Below are 17,326 nucleotides of genomic sequence, written 5' to 3'. Positions count from 1 at the left end.
CCGGGGGGCCCGCCGCCTCGCGAGCGGCTGACACGCCGTCGGCCGCGGGGCCCGGGCGGCCTGCGGGGCGCGCGCGTGCCCGCTGCCGCGGCGGGACCGTCGCGGGCTTCGTACCGCCCCGCGGGCCGCGTCGCCCGCGGGGCGGCCCACGCGCCGCTGCCGGCCTGGGAAGCCCCGGGGTGTCGGCATCGGGCGGTCGGGCCGCGAGCGGAGGGTGCCTGGGACGGCCCTGCCCGCCGGTCACCGGGCCGCGGACCCGGGCCGGTGACCGGAGTGTGCCCCTAGCGCTGTGACCGGAAAGGTCCACCGGCTCGCGACGCCCGGCACGGCACCTCCCGGCTCCCGCTGGGAGGCACCCCCGCGCGGCGTCGCCGGACCGGCCGAGCAGGTCCGCCGCGAGGCCGCTCCGGCGCCTCGCGCCGCGCCGCGCCGCCACGCCGCGGGATACCGGCGAACCGTCCCGGTCACAGGACCGGTCGTGCGTCCGGCCGCCGGGCGCGGCGAGAATTCGCCCCCTGCCCGGGCCCGTCCGGCCGCCCCCGGGAGCCGAGCCCGCCTGACGGGCCCGCCGCCGTCTCCCCGTGTCAAGATCCGCCTCGCCGCGGAGGGGGATTGGCAACTTGCTGCCGACGCGGAAGCCGTGGCCCGGCCCCGCCGTTGTCCCCTCCGAGGACCGGAAGCAAGGACCGGAAGCAAGCGAGACCTCATACCGCCTGGTGCGGAAGCGGCGGCCACCGCTCCCGCCGCCGCACCGGCCGGCCCGCCCCCGCCGACGCGCCCTGGACGCGCGGGTGGCGGCGGAACCGAGGTCGAGGTGGCCCTGGACGGGGGTCGGGGCCACCTGTGGCGCGGGGGTGGTGCCGGGAGGCCGGACCCGGCACCACCCCGGCGGCCCGTCGCCGGTCCGCCGGCCTGTCCGGCGCGCACCCGCGGGCCCGCGCGCGGTGCTCCGGCGAGCGGCCCGTTCCGGCGGGCGGGCCCCGCGGGCGCGGCGGCGGGGCCGAACGGGATCCGGATTCCCGAAATCCTTATCTTGGCCAGTAGTGCCCTCTTGTGCTTCCGCTCGCCGTCCACTAGAAAGCCCCTGGCGCCACAACCGAACATGCGTACGATCCATCGCCCGCCGCCCTGTCCGGGGCGGTTCGCCGTCACCCGGCCGACCAGGTCCGCCCGCGGAGCCCGAGCCGCCGTCCCGGGGCCGTTTCTGGCTGGATATCGATCCCCTGAAGGCGATCGACCGGAAGGCGAACGCGTTTTTGATGCATAACCCCGCTGTCATGCGGTACAAAGGTGATGAGCCCGTCCGGTGTGCATCCCCCGTCGCACCGGGCGGGCCTTCTTCTTGCCCCGCACCCTCTTCCCCGCCGACCCGTCCCGCCGACCCGTCCCACCGTCGAGCCGCCGCCCTCCGGTCCCGCCCTCCGGCTCCCGCCCGCCGGACCCGTACCGTCCGGCAGGCGGCGCCCGCCCGAGAGGACAGGCGCCGCCCGCCCGAGAGGGCGCCGAGGGGGCGCCGAGGGGGCGCAGAGGGCCCTCCCGGGCCCCGCCCAGAGGCCTCCTCGGGGGCGCCCCGCCAGCGGCCTTGTGCCTGGTGACAGGGCCCACACGGCCCCGGTGGGAGAAAGCTCACAGGGACCCCCACTAATGCCCCTTTAGCGGCGACCATTAGCCTCCCCCTCATGACGGTCCAGCCTGACCTGCCCCTCGCCGCTGAGTTCCCGGACGCGACCCGGGAGCAGTGGCACCACCTCGTCGAAGGAGTGCTGCGCAAAGCCGGCAAGACGGATGTCGCGGGTGCGCGCACGGAGGAGGTGCTGGCCACCGGCGTCGAGGACGGAGTGACGGTCCGCCCGCTGTACACCGCGCAGGACGCCGCGCCGGACCCCGGCTACCCGGGCTTCGCCCCGTTCGTCCGCGGCGGCCGCGCCCAGGGCTCCGCGGTCTCCGGCTGGGACGTGCGCCAGCGCCACGCCCACCCCGACCCGGCCCGCACCAACGAGGCGGTGCTCGCGGACCTGGAGAACGGCGCCGGGTCGGTCTGGCTGGCCGTCGGCGCCGCCGGGCTGCCCGTGGCCGGGCTGCCGCAGGCGCTCAAGGGGGTGTACCTCGACCTCGCGCCCGTCGTCCTGGACGCCGGCCCCGACTTCGAGGCCGCCGCGCGCGCCCTGCTGGACCTGTACGCCGAGCGGCAGGTGCCGCCGTCCGCGGCGCTGGGCAACCTCGGCGCCGACCCGCTGGGCACCGCGGCCCGCACCGGCCGGCACGCCGACCTCGACGGCCACCTGGCCGCCGCCGCCGACCTCGCGCGGACCTGCGACCGCGACCACCCGGGCGTGCGGGCCTTCACCGTGGACGCCCTGCCCTACCACGAGGCCGGGGCCTCGGCGGCGCAGGAGCTCGGGAGCTCGCTCGCCGCGGGCGTCGCCTACCTGCGCCTGCTGACCGGCGCCGGACTGCCGGTCGAGGCGGCGCTGGCCCAGCTGGAGTTCCGCTACGCGGCCACCGCCGACCAGTTCCTCACCATCGCCAAGCTGCGCGCCGCGCGGCGGCTGTGGGCGCGGGTGGCCGAGGTGTCCGGCGCGGGCCCCGAGGCGGGCGCGCAGACCCAGCACGCGGTGACCTCGCCGGTGATGATGACCCGCCGCGACCCGTGGGTGAACATGCTGCGCACCACGGTCGCCACCCTCGCCGCGGGCGTGGGCGGCGCCGACGCCGTCACCGTGCTGCCGTTCGACAGCGCCGTCGGCCTGCCGGACGACTTCGCCCGCCGCATCGCCCGCAACACCTCGACGATCCTGCTGGAGGAGTCGCACCTCGCGCGGGTCATCGACCCGGCGGGCGGCTCCTGGTACGTCGAGCGGCTGACCGACGACGTGGCCCGCGCCGCCTGGGCCTGGTTCCAGGAGACCGAGCGCGCCGGGGGCCTGGCGAAGGCGCTGTCCTCCGGTCTCGTGGGGGAGCGGCTGGCCGCCACCTGGGAGCGCCGCTCGCGCGACCTGGCCCGCCGCAAGGAGCCGATCACCGGCGTCAGCGAGTTCCCGGACCTCGCCGAGCAGCCGGTGCGGCGCGAACCCGCGCCCGAACCGCCGGGCGGCGGCCTGCCGCGGGTGCGCCGCGACGAGGCGTACGAGCGGCTGCGCGCCCGCTCCGACGCGCACCTGGCCGCGCACGGCACCCGCCCCCGGGCGCTGCTGGCCGCCCTGGGCCCGGCCGCCGCGCACACCGCGCGCGCGGCCTTCGCGGGCAACCTGTTCCGCGCGGGCGGCATCGAGACGGTGCACGACCCGGTGACCGTCACCGCCGCGACCGCGGCCGAGGCGCTGGCCGCCAGCGGCGCGCGCGTCGCGGTGCTGTGCTCCAGCGACGCGCTGTACGCCGAGCAGGCCGCGGCCGTGGCCGCCGAGCTGAAGCGGGCCGGGGCGCTGCGGGTGTACCTGGCGGGACGGCCCGGGGAACTGCGGGAAGACTACGAACGGGCCGGGGTGGACGAGTTCGTCTTCGCCGGCTGTGACGCGGTCGAGGTGCTGTCCTCGGCTCTCGACACCATGGGAGTGGCGTGATGGGAGGCAACCCAGTGCCGGAGGGCCGGATTCCGGACTTCTCGGAGATCGGCCTCGGTGAGCCGCGGGGCCCGGGGGCGGACGCGGACGCGTGGCGCGCCGCGCTCCAGCGGAGCACCGGCAAGGACGTGGACGACCTGGTGTGGGACACCCCCGAGGGCATCGGCGTGAAGCCGCTGTACACCGGGGAGGACCTGGCCGGGCTCGACTTCCTGGGCACCTACCCGGGCATCGCGCCGTACCTGCGCGGCCCGTACCCGGCGATGTACGTCACCCAGCCGTGGACGATCCGTCAGTACGCGGGCTTCTCCACCGCCGAGGAGTCCAACGCCTTCTACCGGCGCAACCTCGCGGCCGGGCAGAAGGGCCTGTCGGTCGCCTTCGACCTGGCCACCCACCGCGGCTACGACAGCGACCACCCGCGCGTGACCGGCGACGTGGGCATGGCGGGCGTGGCGATCGACTCCATCTACGACATGCGGCAGCTGTTCGACGGCATCCCGCTGGACCGCATGAGCGTGTCGATGACCATGAACGGCGCGGTGCTGCCCGTCCTCGCGCTGTACATCGTCGCCGCCGAGGAACAGGGCGTGCCGCCCGAGAAGCTGGCCGGGACCATCCAGAACGACATCCTCAAGGAGTTCATGGTCCGCAACACCTACATCTACCCGCCGCAGCCGTCGATGCGGATCATCTCCGACATCTTCGCGTACACGGCGCAGAAGATGCCGCGGTACAACTCCATCTCCATCTCCGGCTACCACATCCAGGAAGCGGGCGCCACGGCCGACCTGGAGCTGGCCTACACGCTGGCCGACGGCGTGGAGTACCTGCGGGCGGGCCTGGGCGCCGGCATGGACGTGGACGCCTTCGCGCCGCGCCTGTCGTTCTTCTGGGCCATCGGCATGAACTTCTTCATGGAGGTCGCCAAGCTGCGCGCGGCCCGCCTGCTGTGGGCCAGGCTGGTCAGGCAGTTCGACCCGAAGAACCCCAAGTCGCTGTCGCTGCGCACGCACAGCCAGACCTCCGGCTGGTCGCTGACCGCACAGGACGTGTTCAACAACGTCACCCGCACCTGCGTGGAGGCCATGGCCGCCACCCAGGGCCACACCCAGTCGCTGCACACCAACGCGCTGGACGAGGCCCTGGCGCTGCCCACCGACTTCTCCGCGCGCATCGCCCGCAACACCCAGATCCTGCTCCAGCAGGAGTCCGGCACCTGTCGCGTCATCGACCCGTGGGGCGGCAGCGCGTACGTCGAGCGGCTGACCCACGACCTCGCCCGCCGCGCCTGGCAGCACATCGAGGAGGTCGAGGCCGCGGGCGGCATGGCCAAGGCCATCGACGCGGGCATCCCGAAGCTGCGCGTGGAGGAGGCGGCGGCGCGCACCCAGGCGCGCATCGACTCCGGCCGCCAGCCGGTGATCGGCGTCAACAAGTACCGGGTGGCCAGCGACGAGCAGATCGAGGTCCTCAAGGTCGACAACTCCTCGGTGCGCGCCCAGCAGATCGAGAAGCTGCGGCGGCTGCGCGCCGAGCGCGACGAGGCCGCCTGCCAGGACGCGCTGCGTGCCCTGACCGCCGCGGCCCGCTCCGGCCCGTCCGGCGGCGGCGGTCTGGACGGCAACCTGCTGGCCCTCGCGGTGGACGCGGCCCGCGCCAAGGCCACCGTCGGTGAGATCTCCGACGCACTGGAGGAGGTGTACGGGCGGCACGCCGGCCAGATCCGTACGATCTCCGGTGTGTACCGAGACGAGGCCGGGGCGTCCTCCGGCGTGGACCGCACCCGGGAGCTGGTGGCCGCCTTCGAGCGCGCCGAGGGCCGCCGGCCGCGCATCCTGGTCGCCAAGATGGGCCAGGACGGCCACGACCGGGGCCAGAAGGTGATCGCCACCGCGTTCGCCGACCTCGGCTTCGACGTGGACGTCGGCCCGCTGTTCCAGACCCCGGAAGAGGTCGCCCGGCAGGCGGTCGAGGCCGACGTGCACATCGTCGGCGTCAACTCGCTGGCCGCCGGCCACCTCACGCTCGTGCCCGCGCTGCGCGAGCAGCTCGCCGAGGCGGGCCGGGAGGACATCACCATCGTCGTCGGCGGCGTCATCCCGCCGCAGGACGTGCAGCCGCTGTACGAGGCCGGCGCGGCCGCCGTCTTCCTGCCGGGCACGGTCATCCCCGACGCCGCCCACGACCTGGTGAAGTCGCTCGCCGCCACCCTCGGCCACGAGCTGTAGGCCCATGCCCCCGGCCAGGCGACCGAGCATCGACATCGACACCTACGCCAAGGGCGTGCTCGACGGCTCGCGGGCGTACATCGCCCGCGCCGTCACGCTGGTGGAGTCCACCCGGGCCGACCACCGCGCGCTGGCGCAGCGGCTGCTGATCGAACTGCTGCCGCACACCGGCAGGGCGCGGCGGGTGGGCATCAGCGGCGTGCCCGGCGTGGGCAAGTCGACCTTCATCGACGCGCTGGGCACCCTGCTCACCGGGCGCGGCCACCGGGTCGCGGTGCTCGCCGTGGACCCGTCCTCCACCCGCACCGGCGGCTCGATCCTCGGCGACAAGACGCGCATGGCGCGCCTCGCGGTGGACCCGGCCGCGTTCGTGCGGCCCTCGCCGAGCGCGGGCACGCTCGGCGGGGTGGCCCGCGCCACCCGCGAGAGCATGGTGGTGATGGAGGCCGCGGGCTACGACGTGATCCTGGTGGAGACCGTCGGCGTCGGCCAGTCCGAGACGGCCGTCGCGGGCATGGTCGACTCCTTCCTGCTGCTGTCCCTGGCCCGCACCGGCGACCAGCTCCAGGGCATCAAGAAGGGCGTGCTGGAGCTGGCGGACGTCGTCGCCATCAACAAGGCGGACGGCCCGCACGAGCGCGACGCGAAGTCCGCCGCCCGCGAACTGGCCGGCGCGCTGCGGCTGCTCCAGCCCCCGGGCGCGCCGTGGAACCCGCCGGTCCTCACGTGCAGCGCCCGCGAGGACACCGGCCTGGACGAGCTGTGGGACCGCCTGGAGCAGCACCGCTCGGTGCTGGAGGCTTCGGGCGCGCTGGACGCCAAGCGCCGCGACCAGCAGGTGGAGTGGACCTGGTCCATGGTCCGCGACCAGCTGCTGACCTCGCTGCTGGAGCACCCGGAGGTACGCCGCCTGACACCCGCGCTCGAACAGCAGGTACGGGACGGCACGCTGACGGCGACGCTGGCCGCCGACCGGCTCCTGGCGGCCTTCCGGGCTGCGGCGGACTGACGGCCCGGGACGCATGGGGCCCCTGGGACGGGCCCGCACGAACGGGTGAACGGGGGCCGCTGGGACCTCCGTTCACCGTCTGTGAGGCGTACCGTGGTGGCGACGGAGGGAGTTCTCCGTGTCGCGGAGCGTGGAAGAGCACACAGGGATCCGGATCGCCGACCACCGGAAACTGCGCCACATGACGCAGCGTGCGTTAGCCGAGCGCGCGTACGTCTCGTACAGCTCCATCACCAAGGTGGAGACCGGTGACTCCCCGGCCAGCCCCGCGCTCGTGGCGGCGGTCGCCCGGGTGCTGAAGGTGGACCCGGCGGTGCTGTACGGCCAGCCCTACACCGACCAGATGCGCCAGGACCAGATCGACGGCATGATCAGGCCCCTCGCCGAGGCCGTCGACCTGTACGAGTTGCCACCGGACGAGCAGGTCCGCCCGCGTCCGCTGCCGGACCTCTGGGCCGATGCGGACGCCCTAGTGCGGCTTGCCCGAAACGCCGACCTTCGCGGCGTCGGCTCACGGGTGCCGGGGTTGCTGGGAGAGTTGAACATCGCCATGGGGTCCGCTCCTGAAGGGCCGGATCGACGCCGCACGGCACGCGCGCTCGCCTTCGCCCACGATGAGGCCCACTGGTTCGCCCGCCGCCTCGGACACACGGAACTGGCAGCCATCGCCTTGGAGCGCATGGCCAGGGCCGCCGAGCAGACGCAGGACCCGATGATGCTCGCCCTCCGGCTGTTCAACCGGAGTCTGACGCACGTGAGCAGGGACAACCCCGGGATCGCCATGAAACTGGTGGCCAGCGCGCAGGGGTTGGTGCGGCAGAGCGACGATCCCGGTTCCACGGCGGCACTCGCCGTCGCCGGAAAGCTTCACCTGCGCGCCGCACACATCTCCGCGCGGGCGAAAAACACGGACGACGCGACCGGGTACCTGAACCTCGCGCAGGAGAACGCGGACCGGTTGGGACGGGAAAGGGACCCGGCCACCATCTACTGGCTCTCGTTCGGTCCGGCCGATGTCGCCCAGTACCGGCTGGAGACCAACGTGGAGCTGCGGCACATGTCCGCCGCGCTCCTGGCAGCGAAAGACGTCCGTTTCCCGGCCGGCCACTCCAGCGAGCGCGTGGCCAGGTACTGGATGGACAGCTCACGCGCCTACACGGACCTTGGGCAGAACGACGCGGCGTTGAAGGCGATGATGAAGGCACGCGGGTCGGCTCCGCAGTACGTCCGGTATCACCCGGCGGCGCGCGAGGTGGTCGGAGCGCTGGTGCGCCGGTCGAAGCGGCTGCCGGAGAGCCTCAGCTCGCTCGCCAGGTGGGTCGGCATGTAGCAACCCGCCCGCAGGGGCATCGCGGCAGGTCAGTAGAGTGCGGGGGCCGTCCAAGACCGTACGACATCCGCCGAGGTGCCCGCCCGTGAGCCCCGCCTGTCCCGCCGACCCCCCGGTGACCGTCGTCGGGATCGGCGCCGACGGCTGGGAGGGCCTGGCCCCGGCCGCCCGGGCGGCCCTGCGCGCTGCCGAGGCCGTCGTCGGCGGCCCGCGCCAGCTCGCCCTGCTGCCGGCCGACTGCCCGGCCGAGCGCGTGCCGTGGCCCTCGCCGCTGCTGCCCGCCGTGCCCGGGCTGCTCGCCGCCCACGCCGGGCGCCGCCTGTGCGTGCTGGCCAGCGGCGACCCGATGTTCTTCGGCATCGGCCGGGCGCTGGCCGAGGCCGCCGGGCCCGCGGCGCTGCGCGTCCTGCCGCACCCGTCGTCGGTGTCGTACGCCTGCGCCCGGCTCGGCTGGCCGGTGGAGGACACCGACGTGGTCAGCCTGGTGGGGCGGCCGACCGCGTCCGTGGCGCGGTTCCTGCACGCCGGGCGGCGACTGCTGGTGCTCAGCGCGGGCGCGGACACCCCCGCGCAAGTTGCCGCGTTGCTGCGCGCGCGCGGCTACGGGCCCAGCCGGATGCGCGTACTGGAACAGCTCGGCGGCCCGCGCGAACGCCACCTGACCGGCCGGGCCGACGACTGGCCGCACCCGCCCGGCGACCCGCTCAACGTCGTCGCCGTCGAGTGCGTACCCGCACCGAACACGCCCCGCCTTCCCGCCGTGCCGGGCCTGCTGGACGCGGCGTACGAGCACGACGGGCAGCTCACCAAGCGGCACATACGGGCCGTCACGCTGGCGGCGCTGGGCCCCGCGCCCGGCGAGCTGCTGTGGGACGTCGGCGGCGGTTCCGGCTCGGTGGGCGTCGAGTGGCTGCGCGCCCACCGCGCCTGCCGGGCCGTGGCCGTGGAGCGCGACCCCGTACGGGCCGCGCGCATCGCCCGCAACGCCGACGCCCTCGGCGTGCCGCACCTGCGCGTGGTCACCGGCGCGGCGCCCGAAGCGCTGGCCGGACTGCCCGTACCCGACGCGGTGTTCGTCGGCGGCGGCGTGACCGCGCCCGGCGTGCTGCCCGCCTGCTGGACGGCCCTGCCTCCGGGCGGGCGGCTGGTGGTCAACGGCGTGACCCTCCAGGCGGAGGCGCTGCTGGCCGAGTGGTACGGGCGGCACGGCGGCGAACTGGTCCGTCTCGCCGTCGCGCACGCCGTGCCCGTAGGCCGGTTCGCGGGCTGGCGGCAGGCCATGCCCGTCACCCAGTGGACCGCAGTGAAGCCCGCCCCGGAGCCGTCCGGGGCCCAGCCGACCGACGCGTCGGACGCGTGAAGGAGCCGCCATGACCGTGTACTTCATCGGCGCGGGCCCCGGGGCCGCCGATCTGATCACCCTGCGCGGCGCGCGGCTGCTGGCGCGCTGCCCGGTGTGCCTGTACGCGGGCAGCCTGGTGCCGCGCGACCTGCTCGCCGAATGCCCGCCCGGCGCCCGCCTGGTCGACACCGCCGACCTGGACCTGGACGGGATCACCGCCGAGCTGGTGGCCGCGCACGAGGCGGGCCTGGACGTGGCCCGGCTGCACTCCGGCGACCCGTCGGTCTTCAGCGCCGTGGCCGAGCAGATGCGCCGCCTGGACCGGGCCGGGGTGCCCTGCGAGGTGGTGCCCGGGGTGCCCGCCTTCGCGGCGGCCGCCGCCGCGCTGAAACGCGAGCTGACCGTGCCGACCGTGGGCCAGACCGTGATCCTCACCCGGGTCGCGCAGCGGGCCACGCCCATGCCCGAGGGCGAGGACCTGGCCACCCTGGGCCGCTCCGGCGCGCTGCTGGTGCTGCACCTGGCGGCCCGGTACGCCGACCGCGTGGTGGCCGAGCTGCTGCCGCACTACGGCGCCGACTGCCCGGCGGCCGTGGTCGCGATGGCCAGCCGCCCGGACGAGCTGGTGCTGCGCGGCACGCTGGGCGACATCGCCGGGCAGGTGCGGGCGGCCGGTGTCGTACGTACCGCGGTCATCCTGGTCGGCCGCACGCTGGGCGCCGAGCAGTTCCGCGACAGCCACCTGTACTCGCCGGACCGGGAGCGGCACCCCGCGCCGTGCGGGGACGCTCCCGGCCCGGCGGCGCCCTGACCGGGCGCCGCCGTCGCGACGTGCTACGCCGCCCGGGGGGAAGTCAGCCGCGGAGGGCCGAGAGGACCACGGCCGGCAGGCGGGCCGGGTTCGGCCGGGCGGTGTACCGGGCGGCGAGTCTGGAGGTGTGCTGGGCGGTCCGGTTGTTCACGAACCACGCCGGCTTCGGCGACAGCGACCACTCGCCGCGCAGCAGCGAGCGGGGCGCGGGCCGGAAGGGGCCGCGGACGACGGTGCGCTCGACGTCGTCCAGCAGCAGCGCGTTGTGCGAGGTGCCGATGCCGCTGCCCGCGTCGTGCAGCTCGTGGCCGGGGAAGGCGCCCCAGTTGGCGCGGGGCGTCAGGTAGCCCACGGACGTCCACGCGTTGACCGCGACCGTGCCGTAGCGCAGGTCGACCAGCGCCGCGTCGAAGGCCGGGCCGAGTTCGGCGATGGTCGCCGGGTGGATGATCAGGTTCACGCCGAGGGTGCCCGCCAGGCGCTCGTTGCAGAACGCGACGGCGGCGTCGAGGTAGTCGCGCGCGGTCGCGCCGGGCAGCCGGGTGACGCCCTGCACGGGCGCGAAGCACTCGGTGGAGAACAGGTACTCGCCGGCGTCGTCCGGGTTGAGGCCCGTGGCCAGCACCCGGGGCACCTCGCCGCCCAGCCGCTCGGCGCCGGGGTGCGCGGCCAGCGCCGCCCGCACCCGCTCGGCCGCGCCCGGGTAGTAGGCGGGCCGCTCCGGCGCGGTCCGCAGCGCGGCGCGCAGCTCGTCGGTGAACGCGTCGGCGTGCCGCCACGCGCCGGGCAGCACGACGATCTGCGAGGCCGTGCAGTTGAACCCGCTGTTGTGCAGCTTCTGGCTGGCCGCGTGGGCGGCCTGGAAGCGCAGGTCCGCCCGGGTCCACGGGCCCGGCACCACGACCGTGGCGCCCACGCCGCCCAGCTCGCTGGTGATGGGCTTGGCCAGCAGCGGGGTGCGGGCGGCCCGGCGGCGCGCGCCCTCCTCGCCGGGGCCGAACACGATCGCGTCGTGCGCGGCGTTGCTGCCGGTGATGTGGATGGACGTGACGTCGTCGTGGCCGGTGAGGAACGCGCCGACCTCCGCGCCGCCGGAGACGATGTGCAGGAAGCCGCGGTCGGCCAGCGGCGCGAAGATGTCCTCCAGCACCGGCTGGAGGTAGTCGTTGACCGGGTTGAGCTTGCACAGCACGACCGCGTTGCCCGCGACCATCTTGTACAGCACGTCCAGCGGCGCGGTGGCGTTGATGTTGCCCGCGCCGAGCACCAGGCACACGCCGTCGTGGACCACGCCGTCCCGCAGCCCGCGGCCGAGGCGTTCGCGGGCCTGGCTCTCGGTCACCCCGGGCCGCAGCCACACCTCCGCGCCGAAGCCGCTCTGGAACAGGCGGTCGACGGGCTCGTACGGCAGCACCCGCAAGCTGAGCCGCCCGTCCGGCCTGGTGCGCACCCGCACCCGGTCCAGCGGGCTGCCGCCGTCGGCGAGCCGGCCCACGGTCCCGGCCAGCGCGTCGAGGTAGGTCAGCAGCGCGAACGGCCCGGTCAGCCACTCCTCGCCGGCCAGGGCCGAGTCGGGCGCGATGCCCTTGCCCCGGCAGGACAGCTCCACCCAGCGCTCGGCGTTCGGAGCCACCCGCTCGCGCACCCGCAGCAGCAGGTCCCGCTTCTGCGCCAGCGGCATCCCGGCCCACTCCCGGGCGTGCCCGCGCAAGTGCCCGAGCCGCCGGGTGAGCTGGTCGGTGACCGCGGCCGTCATCGCGTACTCCTCCTCGCCCTCCCGCGTCGTCGCGCCGGGAGCCGTGGACCCGGGCCGGATCCGGGAGCCAACATACGGCCGGAAACCACCGCCCGTCACGGGTTCGTACGACCGGCGTGAATCCCCTCCGGCCGGGTGACAACGGGCAGGCCTGGCATGCTCAGGACGCTGACAAACGCGGTACGGAACGGGAGCCGGGCCGCGCGGGAGCCGGGCCGCGCGGGCGGCGGCTACCGCGGCCGCGCGCCGGGGCCCTCGGGCCCGGTCCGCCCCACGACCGTGCCCGCCCGGTCCACGCACAGCACGTCCACCGCCACCGGCGCGCCGCGCAGCACCTCCAGCGCGGTGGCGCGCGCCTGACGGGCCACCAGGTCGCCGAGCGGCACTCCCTGGCCGGCGCACAGCCGCAGCGCCTCAAGACCGGTGTTGGCCGCGGCCACCGCGGCGGCCAGCTCCTCCTCCGCGCCGCCCGCGCGGGCCAGCTCGGCCAGGTGGCCGAGGTCCACCTGGGAGCGGGAGGAGTGCAGGTCCAGATGGCCCGCGGCGAGCTTGGACAGCTTCGCGAAGCCACCGGCGACGGTCAGCCGCGGCACCGGGTGGCGGCGCAGGTACTTCAGCACGGCCCCGGCGAAGTCGCCCATGTCCAGCAGCGCGTCCTGCGGCAGCCCGTAGACGGCCACCACGGTCTTCTCCGACGTCGAGCCGGTGCAGCCCGCCACGTGCGCGCGGCCGGCCGCGCGCGCCACGTCCACGCCGCGCCGGATGCTGTCGATCCACGCCGAGCAGGAGTACGGCACCACGATGCCCGTCGTGCCCAGGATGGACAGGCCGCCGAGGATGCCGAGCCGGGGGTTCCAGGTGCGGCGGGCGATCTCCTCGCCGCCGTCGACCGACACCTCGATCTCCACGTCGCAGGACCGGCCGTGCGCCGCGGCCACCGCGGCGGCGTGGTCGCGCATCAGCTGCCGGGGCACGGGGTTGATGGCCGGTTCGCCCACGGCCAGCGGCAGGCCGGGCCGGGTGACCGTGCCCACGCCCGGGCCCGCCCGGAACACCACGCCGCTGCCCGGCGGCAGCGCGCGCACCGTGGCGCGGACCACCGCGCCGTGCGTGACGTCCGGGTCGTCACCGGCGTCCTTGACCACCGCGGCCATCGCCCGCCGGCCGTCCGGGTCGCGCCGCTCGTCGGCCAGGGCGAACTCGGGCCGCTGGCCGCGGGGCAGCGTGATCGTCACCGGGTCGGGGAACTCCCCGGTGAGCAGCGCGGTGTATGCGGCGGTGGCGGCGGCGGTCGCGCAGGCGCCGGTGGTCCAGCCGTGCCGCAGCCCGCTGCGCGCCAGCTGGGCGTCCCGGCCTCCGGTCGGCTGCGGCTCAGCCACGGCCGCCTCCTCGGGCCGCCGGGCCCCGCCGGGCGCGGCGCCTGGCGCGGCGGGCACCGGGCGGCGCTGCGAGCACGGTCCGGCCGGACCACTGCGCGGTGCTCGCCGTACCGGGGTGCCTGCTCTGGCAGCCGTTCGTGACAGGGTGACCGCTGCCGGTCCGGTGCCGTGCGCGGCCCGTGCCGGGCGCGGCCGCACCGTGCCGTGCCGCAGCGCCCGGCCGGAGTGCGGCTCCGTTTCCAGCCGCCGTCGGATGGCGCTCCCCCTGCGGGCCTCTCGTGCCCGGCGGCCTTCGCCGGCCGTCGCCGGACGGCGCCAGCTCGCGCCCGCCGTCGCGGGGCCCGTCGTCCGCGCGCCCGGCGCCGCGTATCGGACTCGCCCCGGGCGCGGTGCGTGCCCAGGGACGGGCGCCGGGCCCGGCCGGGCCGCCACCCGGGCGCGGGGCCGCCGTACCGGGGTGCCTGCCCCCGCGGCCGCTCGTGGCAGGGTGGCCCCTGCCGGGCCCGCGCCGGGCGCGGCCCCCGCCGTACGCGGCCGAGCCGTCCGTCGCGTCCCGCCGGCCCCGCCGTACGCACCACGAAAGGCCCCCGATGCCCGACCTACCGGCACCGCAGCCCGCCGAGCCCACCGCGCCACCGGACGGGCCCGGGCCGGACACCGCGCGGCACGTGCTGATCCTCGGCGGCACCACCGAGGGGCGGCTGCTGGCCGCGCGGCTCGCCGCCGAGCCCGGCCTGCGCGTCACCAGTTCGCTCGCGGGCCGCGTCGCCGCGCCCCGGCTGCCGGCCGGGCGGGTGCGCGTCGGCGGGTTCGGCGGTGCGGACGGCCTGGCCCGCTGGCTGCGCGAGCACCGCGTTGACGCGCTCATCGATGCCACCCACCCCTTCGCCGGCACGATCAGTGTGCACGCGGCCCGCGCGGCCGCCGCCGTCCATGTTCCCCTGCTCGCCCTGCGCCGGCCCGGCTGGGTAGCGGGCGACGGCGACCGCTGGCACCCGGCCGGGTCGCTGGCCGAGGCCGCGGCGCTGCTGCCCGCCCTGGGGGAGCGGGTGTTCCTCACCACGGGCCGCACCGGCCTGGCCACGTTCGCGCACCTGACCGCCCAGTGGTTCCTCGTACGCTGCGTCGACCCGCCCGAGCCGCCGCACCCGCCGCGCATGGAGGTGCTGCTCGACCGCGGCCCGTTCACGCTCGACGGGGAGGCGGAGCTGCTGCGCCGCCACCGCGTCGACGTGCTCGTCACCAAGGACAGCGGCGGGCAGGCCACCGCGGCCAAGCTCACCGCCGCGCGCGAGGCCGGGGTGCCCGTGGTGGTGGTCCGGCGGCCGCCGGCGCCCGAGGGCGTGCCGGTGGCCGCGGACCCGGCCGGGGCGGTGGCCTGGCTGGCGCGGCGGCTACGGCGGGAGTGACGCGGGCGCACGCTCAGCCCTCCGGGTAGTCGCGCGGCGTCCACACCACCTCGGTGCCGTCGCCGCGCCGTACCGTACGGGTCTGGGAGGAGCCGACCAGCACAATGGTGCGCATGTCGACCCGCACCGGGTCCAGGTCGGCCAGCCGGACGACCCGCACGCTCTCCTCCGGTCCGCCGACGTCCCGGCCGAGCACCACGGGCGTGTCCGGCGAGCGGTGCTCCAGCAGCAGCTCGCGGGCCTTGCCCACCTGCCAGGTCCGGCTGCGCGAGCCGGGGTTGTACAGCGCGAGCACCAGGTCGGCCGCTGCCGCCGCGCGCAGCCGCTCCGCGATGACCTCCCAGGGCTTGAGCCGGTCCGACAGGGACACCACCGCGTAGTCGTGGCCGAGCGGCGCGCCCGCGCGGGCGGCGGCCGCCTGAGCCGCCGTCACGCCCGGCAGCACCCGCACCGGCACGTCCCGGTACGGCTCCTGGGCCGCCGCCGCCAGCACGGCGGTCGCCATGGCGAACACCCCCGGGTCGCCCGAGGAGACCACCGCCACCCGCCGCCCGCGCCGCGCCAGGTCCAGGGCGAACTCGGCGCGCTCGGCCTCCACCCGGTTGTCCGAGGGGTGCCGCCGCTGCCCGGCGCGCGCCGGCACCCGGTCCAGGTAGGTGACGTAGCCCACCAGGTCCTCGGCGGCGGCCAGCGCGCCGCGCGCCTCCGGGGTCAGCCACCCGGGCCCGGCCGGGCCCAGGCCCACCACGACGACCTCGCCGCCCGGCGCGGCCTCCGGCTCCTCACCGGCCTGGGGCCGGGAGGCGCCGTCCGGCAGCCCCACCCGGCTGGGCAGCACGGCCAGCGAGAAGTACGGCACCGACTCCGGGTCGACGTCCGCCAGCGGCGCGGTGCGCTCGCCGTCCATCGTGGCCCGCTCCACGTACCACGCCTCCGCCAGCCGCCCGGAGCGCTCCAGCGCCCCGCGCACGGCGGGGAAGGTGCGGCCCAGCTTCAGCACGGCCGCCGCGTCCGTCCCGGCCAGCCGCGCCGCCAGCTCCTCCTCCGGCAGCGTGCCCGGCAGGACGGTCAGCACCTCCTCGCCCTCCACCAGCGGCCTGCCCAGGCGGGCGGCGGCGGCGCTGACGGAGGTGACGCCGGGGACCACCTCGGTGGGGTAGCGGTCGGCCAGCCGCTTGTGCATGTGCATGTACGAGCCGTAGAACAGCGGGTCGCCCTCGGCCAGCACCGCGACCGTGCGCCCGGCGTCCAGGTGCGCCGCGAGCCGGGCCGCCGCCTCCGCGTAGAACTCCTCGATCGCCCCCTGGTAGCCGCCCGGGTGGTCGGTGCGCTCGGTGGTGACCGGGTAGACCAGCGGCTCCTCGATGTGGTCGGGCCGCAGGTGGCGCGCGGCGATGGCGCGCGCGATGCTGCGGCCGTGCCGCGCGCTGTGGTAGGCGACCACGTCGGCGCCGGTGATGACCTCCACGGCCCGCACGGTCATCAGGCCGGGGTCGCCCGGGCCGAGGCCCACGCCGTAGAGCCGTCCCGTGCCCCGCTGCTGCTGCTCGCTCACTCGTCCTCGCTCGCCATCGCGTTGACCGCGGCCGCGGCCATGGCGCTGCCGCCGCGCCGGCCGCGCACCACCAGGTGGTCGGGGGCCCCGGGCAGGCTCGCCAGGGCGTCCTTGGACTCGGCCGCGCCGATGAAGCCGACCGGTACGCCGATGACGGCGGCCGGGCGCGGCGCCCCCTCCTCGATCATCTCCAGCAGCCGGAACAGCGCCGTGGGCGCGTTGCCGACGGCCACGACCGCGCCGTCCAGCCGGTCGCGCCACAGCTCCAGCGCGGCGGCGCTGCGCGTGGTGCCCAGCTCGCGCGCGAGGCCGGGCACGGACGGGTCCGACAGGGTGCACACCACCTCGTTGTCCGCGGGCAGCCGCCGGCGCGTGACGCCGCTGGCGACCATGTGCGCGTCGCACAGCACGGGCGCCCCGGCGCGCAGCGCGGCCCGCGCGCGGGAGACCACCTGCGGGGTGTACGCCAGGTCCCGGACGAGGTCGGTCATGCCGCAGGCGTGGATCATCCGTACCGCGACGCGGCTCACGTCGGCGGGCAGCCCGCCGAGGTCGGCCTCGGCGCGGATGGTGGCAAAGGAGGCGCGGTAGATGGCCGCCCCGTCCTTCTCGTAGTCGAACACTGTGCCCTCGATCATGTCGGTGTACGGGCCGCCGCCACCGCGCCGGCCAGTTCCTGTGCTGTCACGTCCCGTGCCGCCGTCCCGGCGCCGTCCCGCGCCGCCGGCCGCGAGCCGTCCGTTACGGCCACCCGGTAGCCGTCGCCGGTGGCCAGCACGTCGACCCAGCGGCCCCCGGGGTGGCCGCAGCGCCGTTCGCAGCCGGAGAAGTACACCGGCAGCCGCTCGTCGCCGCCCCGCGCGGGCGCCGGCCGCGGGCCGGTCTCCCGCGCGTGCGCCGCCAGGGCGCGGGCCGCGTCGGCGCGTACGTCGGCGCGGGACTTG

11 protein-coding genes and 1 pseudogene are annotated in these 17,326 nt (G+C 76.5%); 7 read left to right on the top strand and 5 right to left on the bottom strand.

What is annotated here, in order from left to right; translation table 11 throughout:
* The first annotated feature begins 1,679 nt into the window (after positions 1-1,679).
* The 6 genes from mutA to cobM all read left to right on the top strand — a co-directional run bounded on the left by mutA (position 1,680) and on the right by cobM (position 10,283).
* Entirely contained in the window at positions 1,680-3,560 is a 1,881-nt protein-coding gene (gene mutA, locus RKE29_RS09510) for a methylmalonyl-CoA mutase small subunit (RefSeq protein WP_312004673.1), read from the top strand.
* Positions 3,560-5,791, top strand: coding sequence for a methylmalonyl-CoA mutase (gene scpA, locus RKE29_RS09505; protein WP_312004672.1), 2,232 nt, complete (start codon positions 3,560-3,562; stop codon positions 5,789-5,791). The genes mutA and scpA overlap by 1 nt, the downstream gene beginning before the upstream one ends.
* Positions 5,792-5,795: 4 nt before the next feature.
* Complete coding sequence (gene meaB, locus RKE29_RS09500; RefSeq protein WP_312004671.1) at positions 5,796-6,800, top strand: methylmalonyl Co-A mutase-associated GTPase MeaB; 1,005 nt, start codon at positions 5,796-5,798, stop codon at positions 6,798-6,800.
* A 118-nt stretch (positions 6,801-6,918) separates the two neighbouring features.
* On the top strand, positions 6,919-8,130 hold the full coding sequence (locus RKE29_RS09495; RefSeq protein ID WP_312004670.1) for a helix-turn-helix transcriptional regulator: 1,212 nt from the start codon (positions 6,919-6,921) through the stop codon (positions 8,128-8,130).
* An 85-nt stretch (positions 8,131-8,215) separates the two neighbouring features.
* Entirely contained in the window at positions 8,216-9,490 is a 1,275-nt protein-coding gene (gene cbiE / locus RKE29_RS09490) for a precorrin-6y C5,15-methyltransferase (decarboxylating) subunit CbiE (protein WP_312004669.1), read from the top strand.
* A gap of 10 nt (positions 9,491-9,500) precedes the next feature.
* Positions 9,501-10,283 (top strand): precorrin-4 C(11)-methyltransferase, encoded by a 783-nt coding sequence (gene cobM / locus RKE29_RS09485; RefSeq protein ID WP_312004668.1) that lies wholly within the window; start codon positions 9,501-9,503, stop codon positions 10,281-10,283.
* A 43-nt stretch (positions 10,284-10,326) separates the two neighbouring features.
* Here cobM and RKE29_RS09480 read toward each other — a convergent pair whose 3' ends face one another.
* Positions 10,327-12,039 carry an aldehyde dehydrogenase family protein gene (locus RKE29_RS09480; RefSeq protein ID WP_312004666.1) on the bottom strand — a complete coding sequence of 571 codons (1,713 nt, stop codon included), beginning with the start codon at positions 12,037-12,039 and terminating at the stop codon, positions 10,327-10,329.
* 230 nt (positions 12,040-12,269) lie between these two features.
* Positions 12,270-13,418, bottom strand: a complete 1,149-nt coding sequence (locus RKE29_RS09475; protein WP_312004665.1) for a cobalt-precorrin-5B (C(1))-methyltransferase — start codon at positions 13,416-13,418, stop codon at positions 12,270-12,272.
* Between the two features lie 590 nt (positions 13,419-14,008).
* Here RKE29_RS09475 and RKE29_RS09470 point away from each other — a divergent pair.
* Entirely contained in the window at positions 14,009-14,827 is an 819-nt protein-coding gene (locus RKE29_RS09470; RefSeq protein WP_312004664.1) for a cobalt-precorrin-6A reductase, read from the top strand.
* 13 nt (positions 14,828-14,840) lie between these two features.
* Here the strand turns inward: RKE29_RS09470 and RKE29_RS09465 are convergent, their stop codons facing one another.
* From RKE29_RS09465 to RKE29_RS09455, 3 genes and pseudogenes are all read right to left on the bottom strand, one after another.
* A complete protein-coding gene (locus RKE29_RS09465; RefSeq protein ID WP_312004663.1) occupies positions 14,841-16,382 on the bottom strand; it encodes a precorrin-2 C(20)-methyltransferase in 1,542 nt (513 codons plus the stop codon).
* On the bottom strand, positions 16,379-17,020 hold the full coding sequence (locus RKE29_RS09460) for a precorrin-8X methylmutase (RefSeq protein ID WP_312004662.1): 642 nt from the start codon (positions 17,018-17,020) through the stop codon (positions 16,379-16,381). The genes RKE29_RS09465 and RKE29_RS09460 overlap by 4 nt, the downstream gene beginning before the upstream one ends.
* A pseudogene (locus RKE29_RS09455) lies at positions 17,017-17,326 on the bottom strand (hypothetical protein); the annotation flags it as partial. The pseudogene RKE29_RS09455 and the gene RKE29_RS09460, both read right to left, overlap by 4 nt.

Origin of the sequence: Streptomyces sp. B1866 (genome assembly GCF_031932565.1) — a bacterium.
Lineage (GTDB): Bacteria > Actinomycetota > Actinomycetes > Streptomycetales > Streptomycetaceae > Streptomyces.
The sequence above is the reverse complement of the archived record's forward strand: the minus strand, read 5'-3'. Positions and strand labels throughout refer to the sequence as shown.

Bases quoted from the DNA above. Each gene is read 5' to 3' on its own strand.
- meaB (WP_312004671.1), top strand. From the start codon at position 5,796: ATGCCCCCGGCCAGGCGACCGAGCATCGACATCGACACCTACGCCAAG.
- RKE29_RS09460 (WP_312004662.1), bottom strand. From the start codon at position 17,020: ATGATCGAGGGCACAGTGTTCGACTACGAGAAGGACGGGGCGGCCATC.
- scpA (WP_312004672.1), top strand. From the start codon at position 3,560: ATGGGAGGCAACCCAGTGCCGGAGGGCCGGATTCCGGACTTCTCGGAG.
- RKE29_RS09470 (WP_312004664.1), top strand. From the start codon at position 14,009: ATGCCCGACCTACCGGCACCGCAGCCCGCCGAGCCCACCGCGCCACCG.
- cobM (WP_312004668.1), top strand. From the start codon at position 9,501: ATGACCGTGTACTTCATCGGCGCGGGCCCCGGGGCCGCCGATCTGATC.
- RKE29_RS09480 (WP_312004666.1), bottom strand. From the start codon at position 12,039: ATGACGGCCGCGGTCACCGACCAGCTCACCCGGCGGCTCGGGCACTTG.
- mutA (WP_312004673.1), top strand. From the start codon at position 1,680: ATGACGGTCCAGCCTGACCTGCCCCTCGCCGCTGAGTTCCCGGACGCG.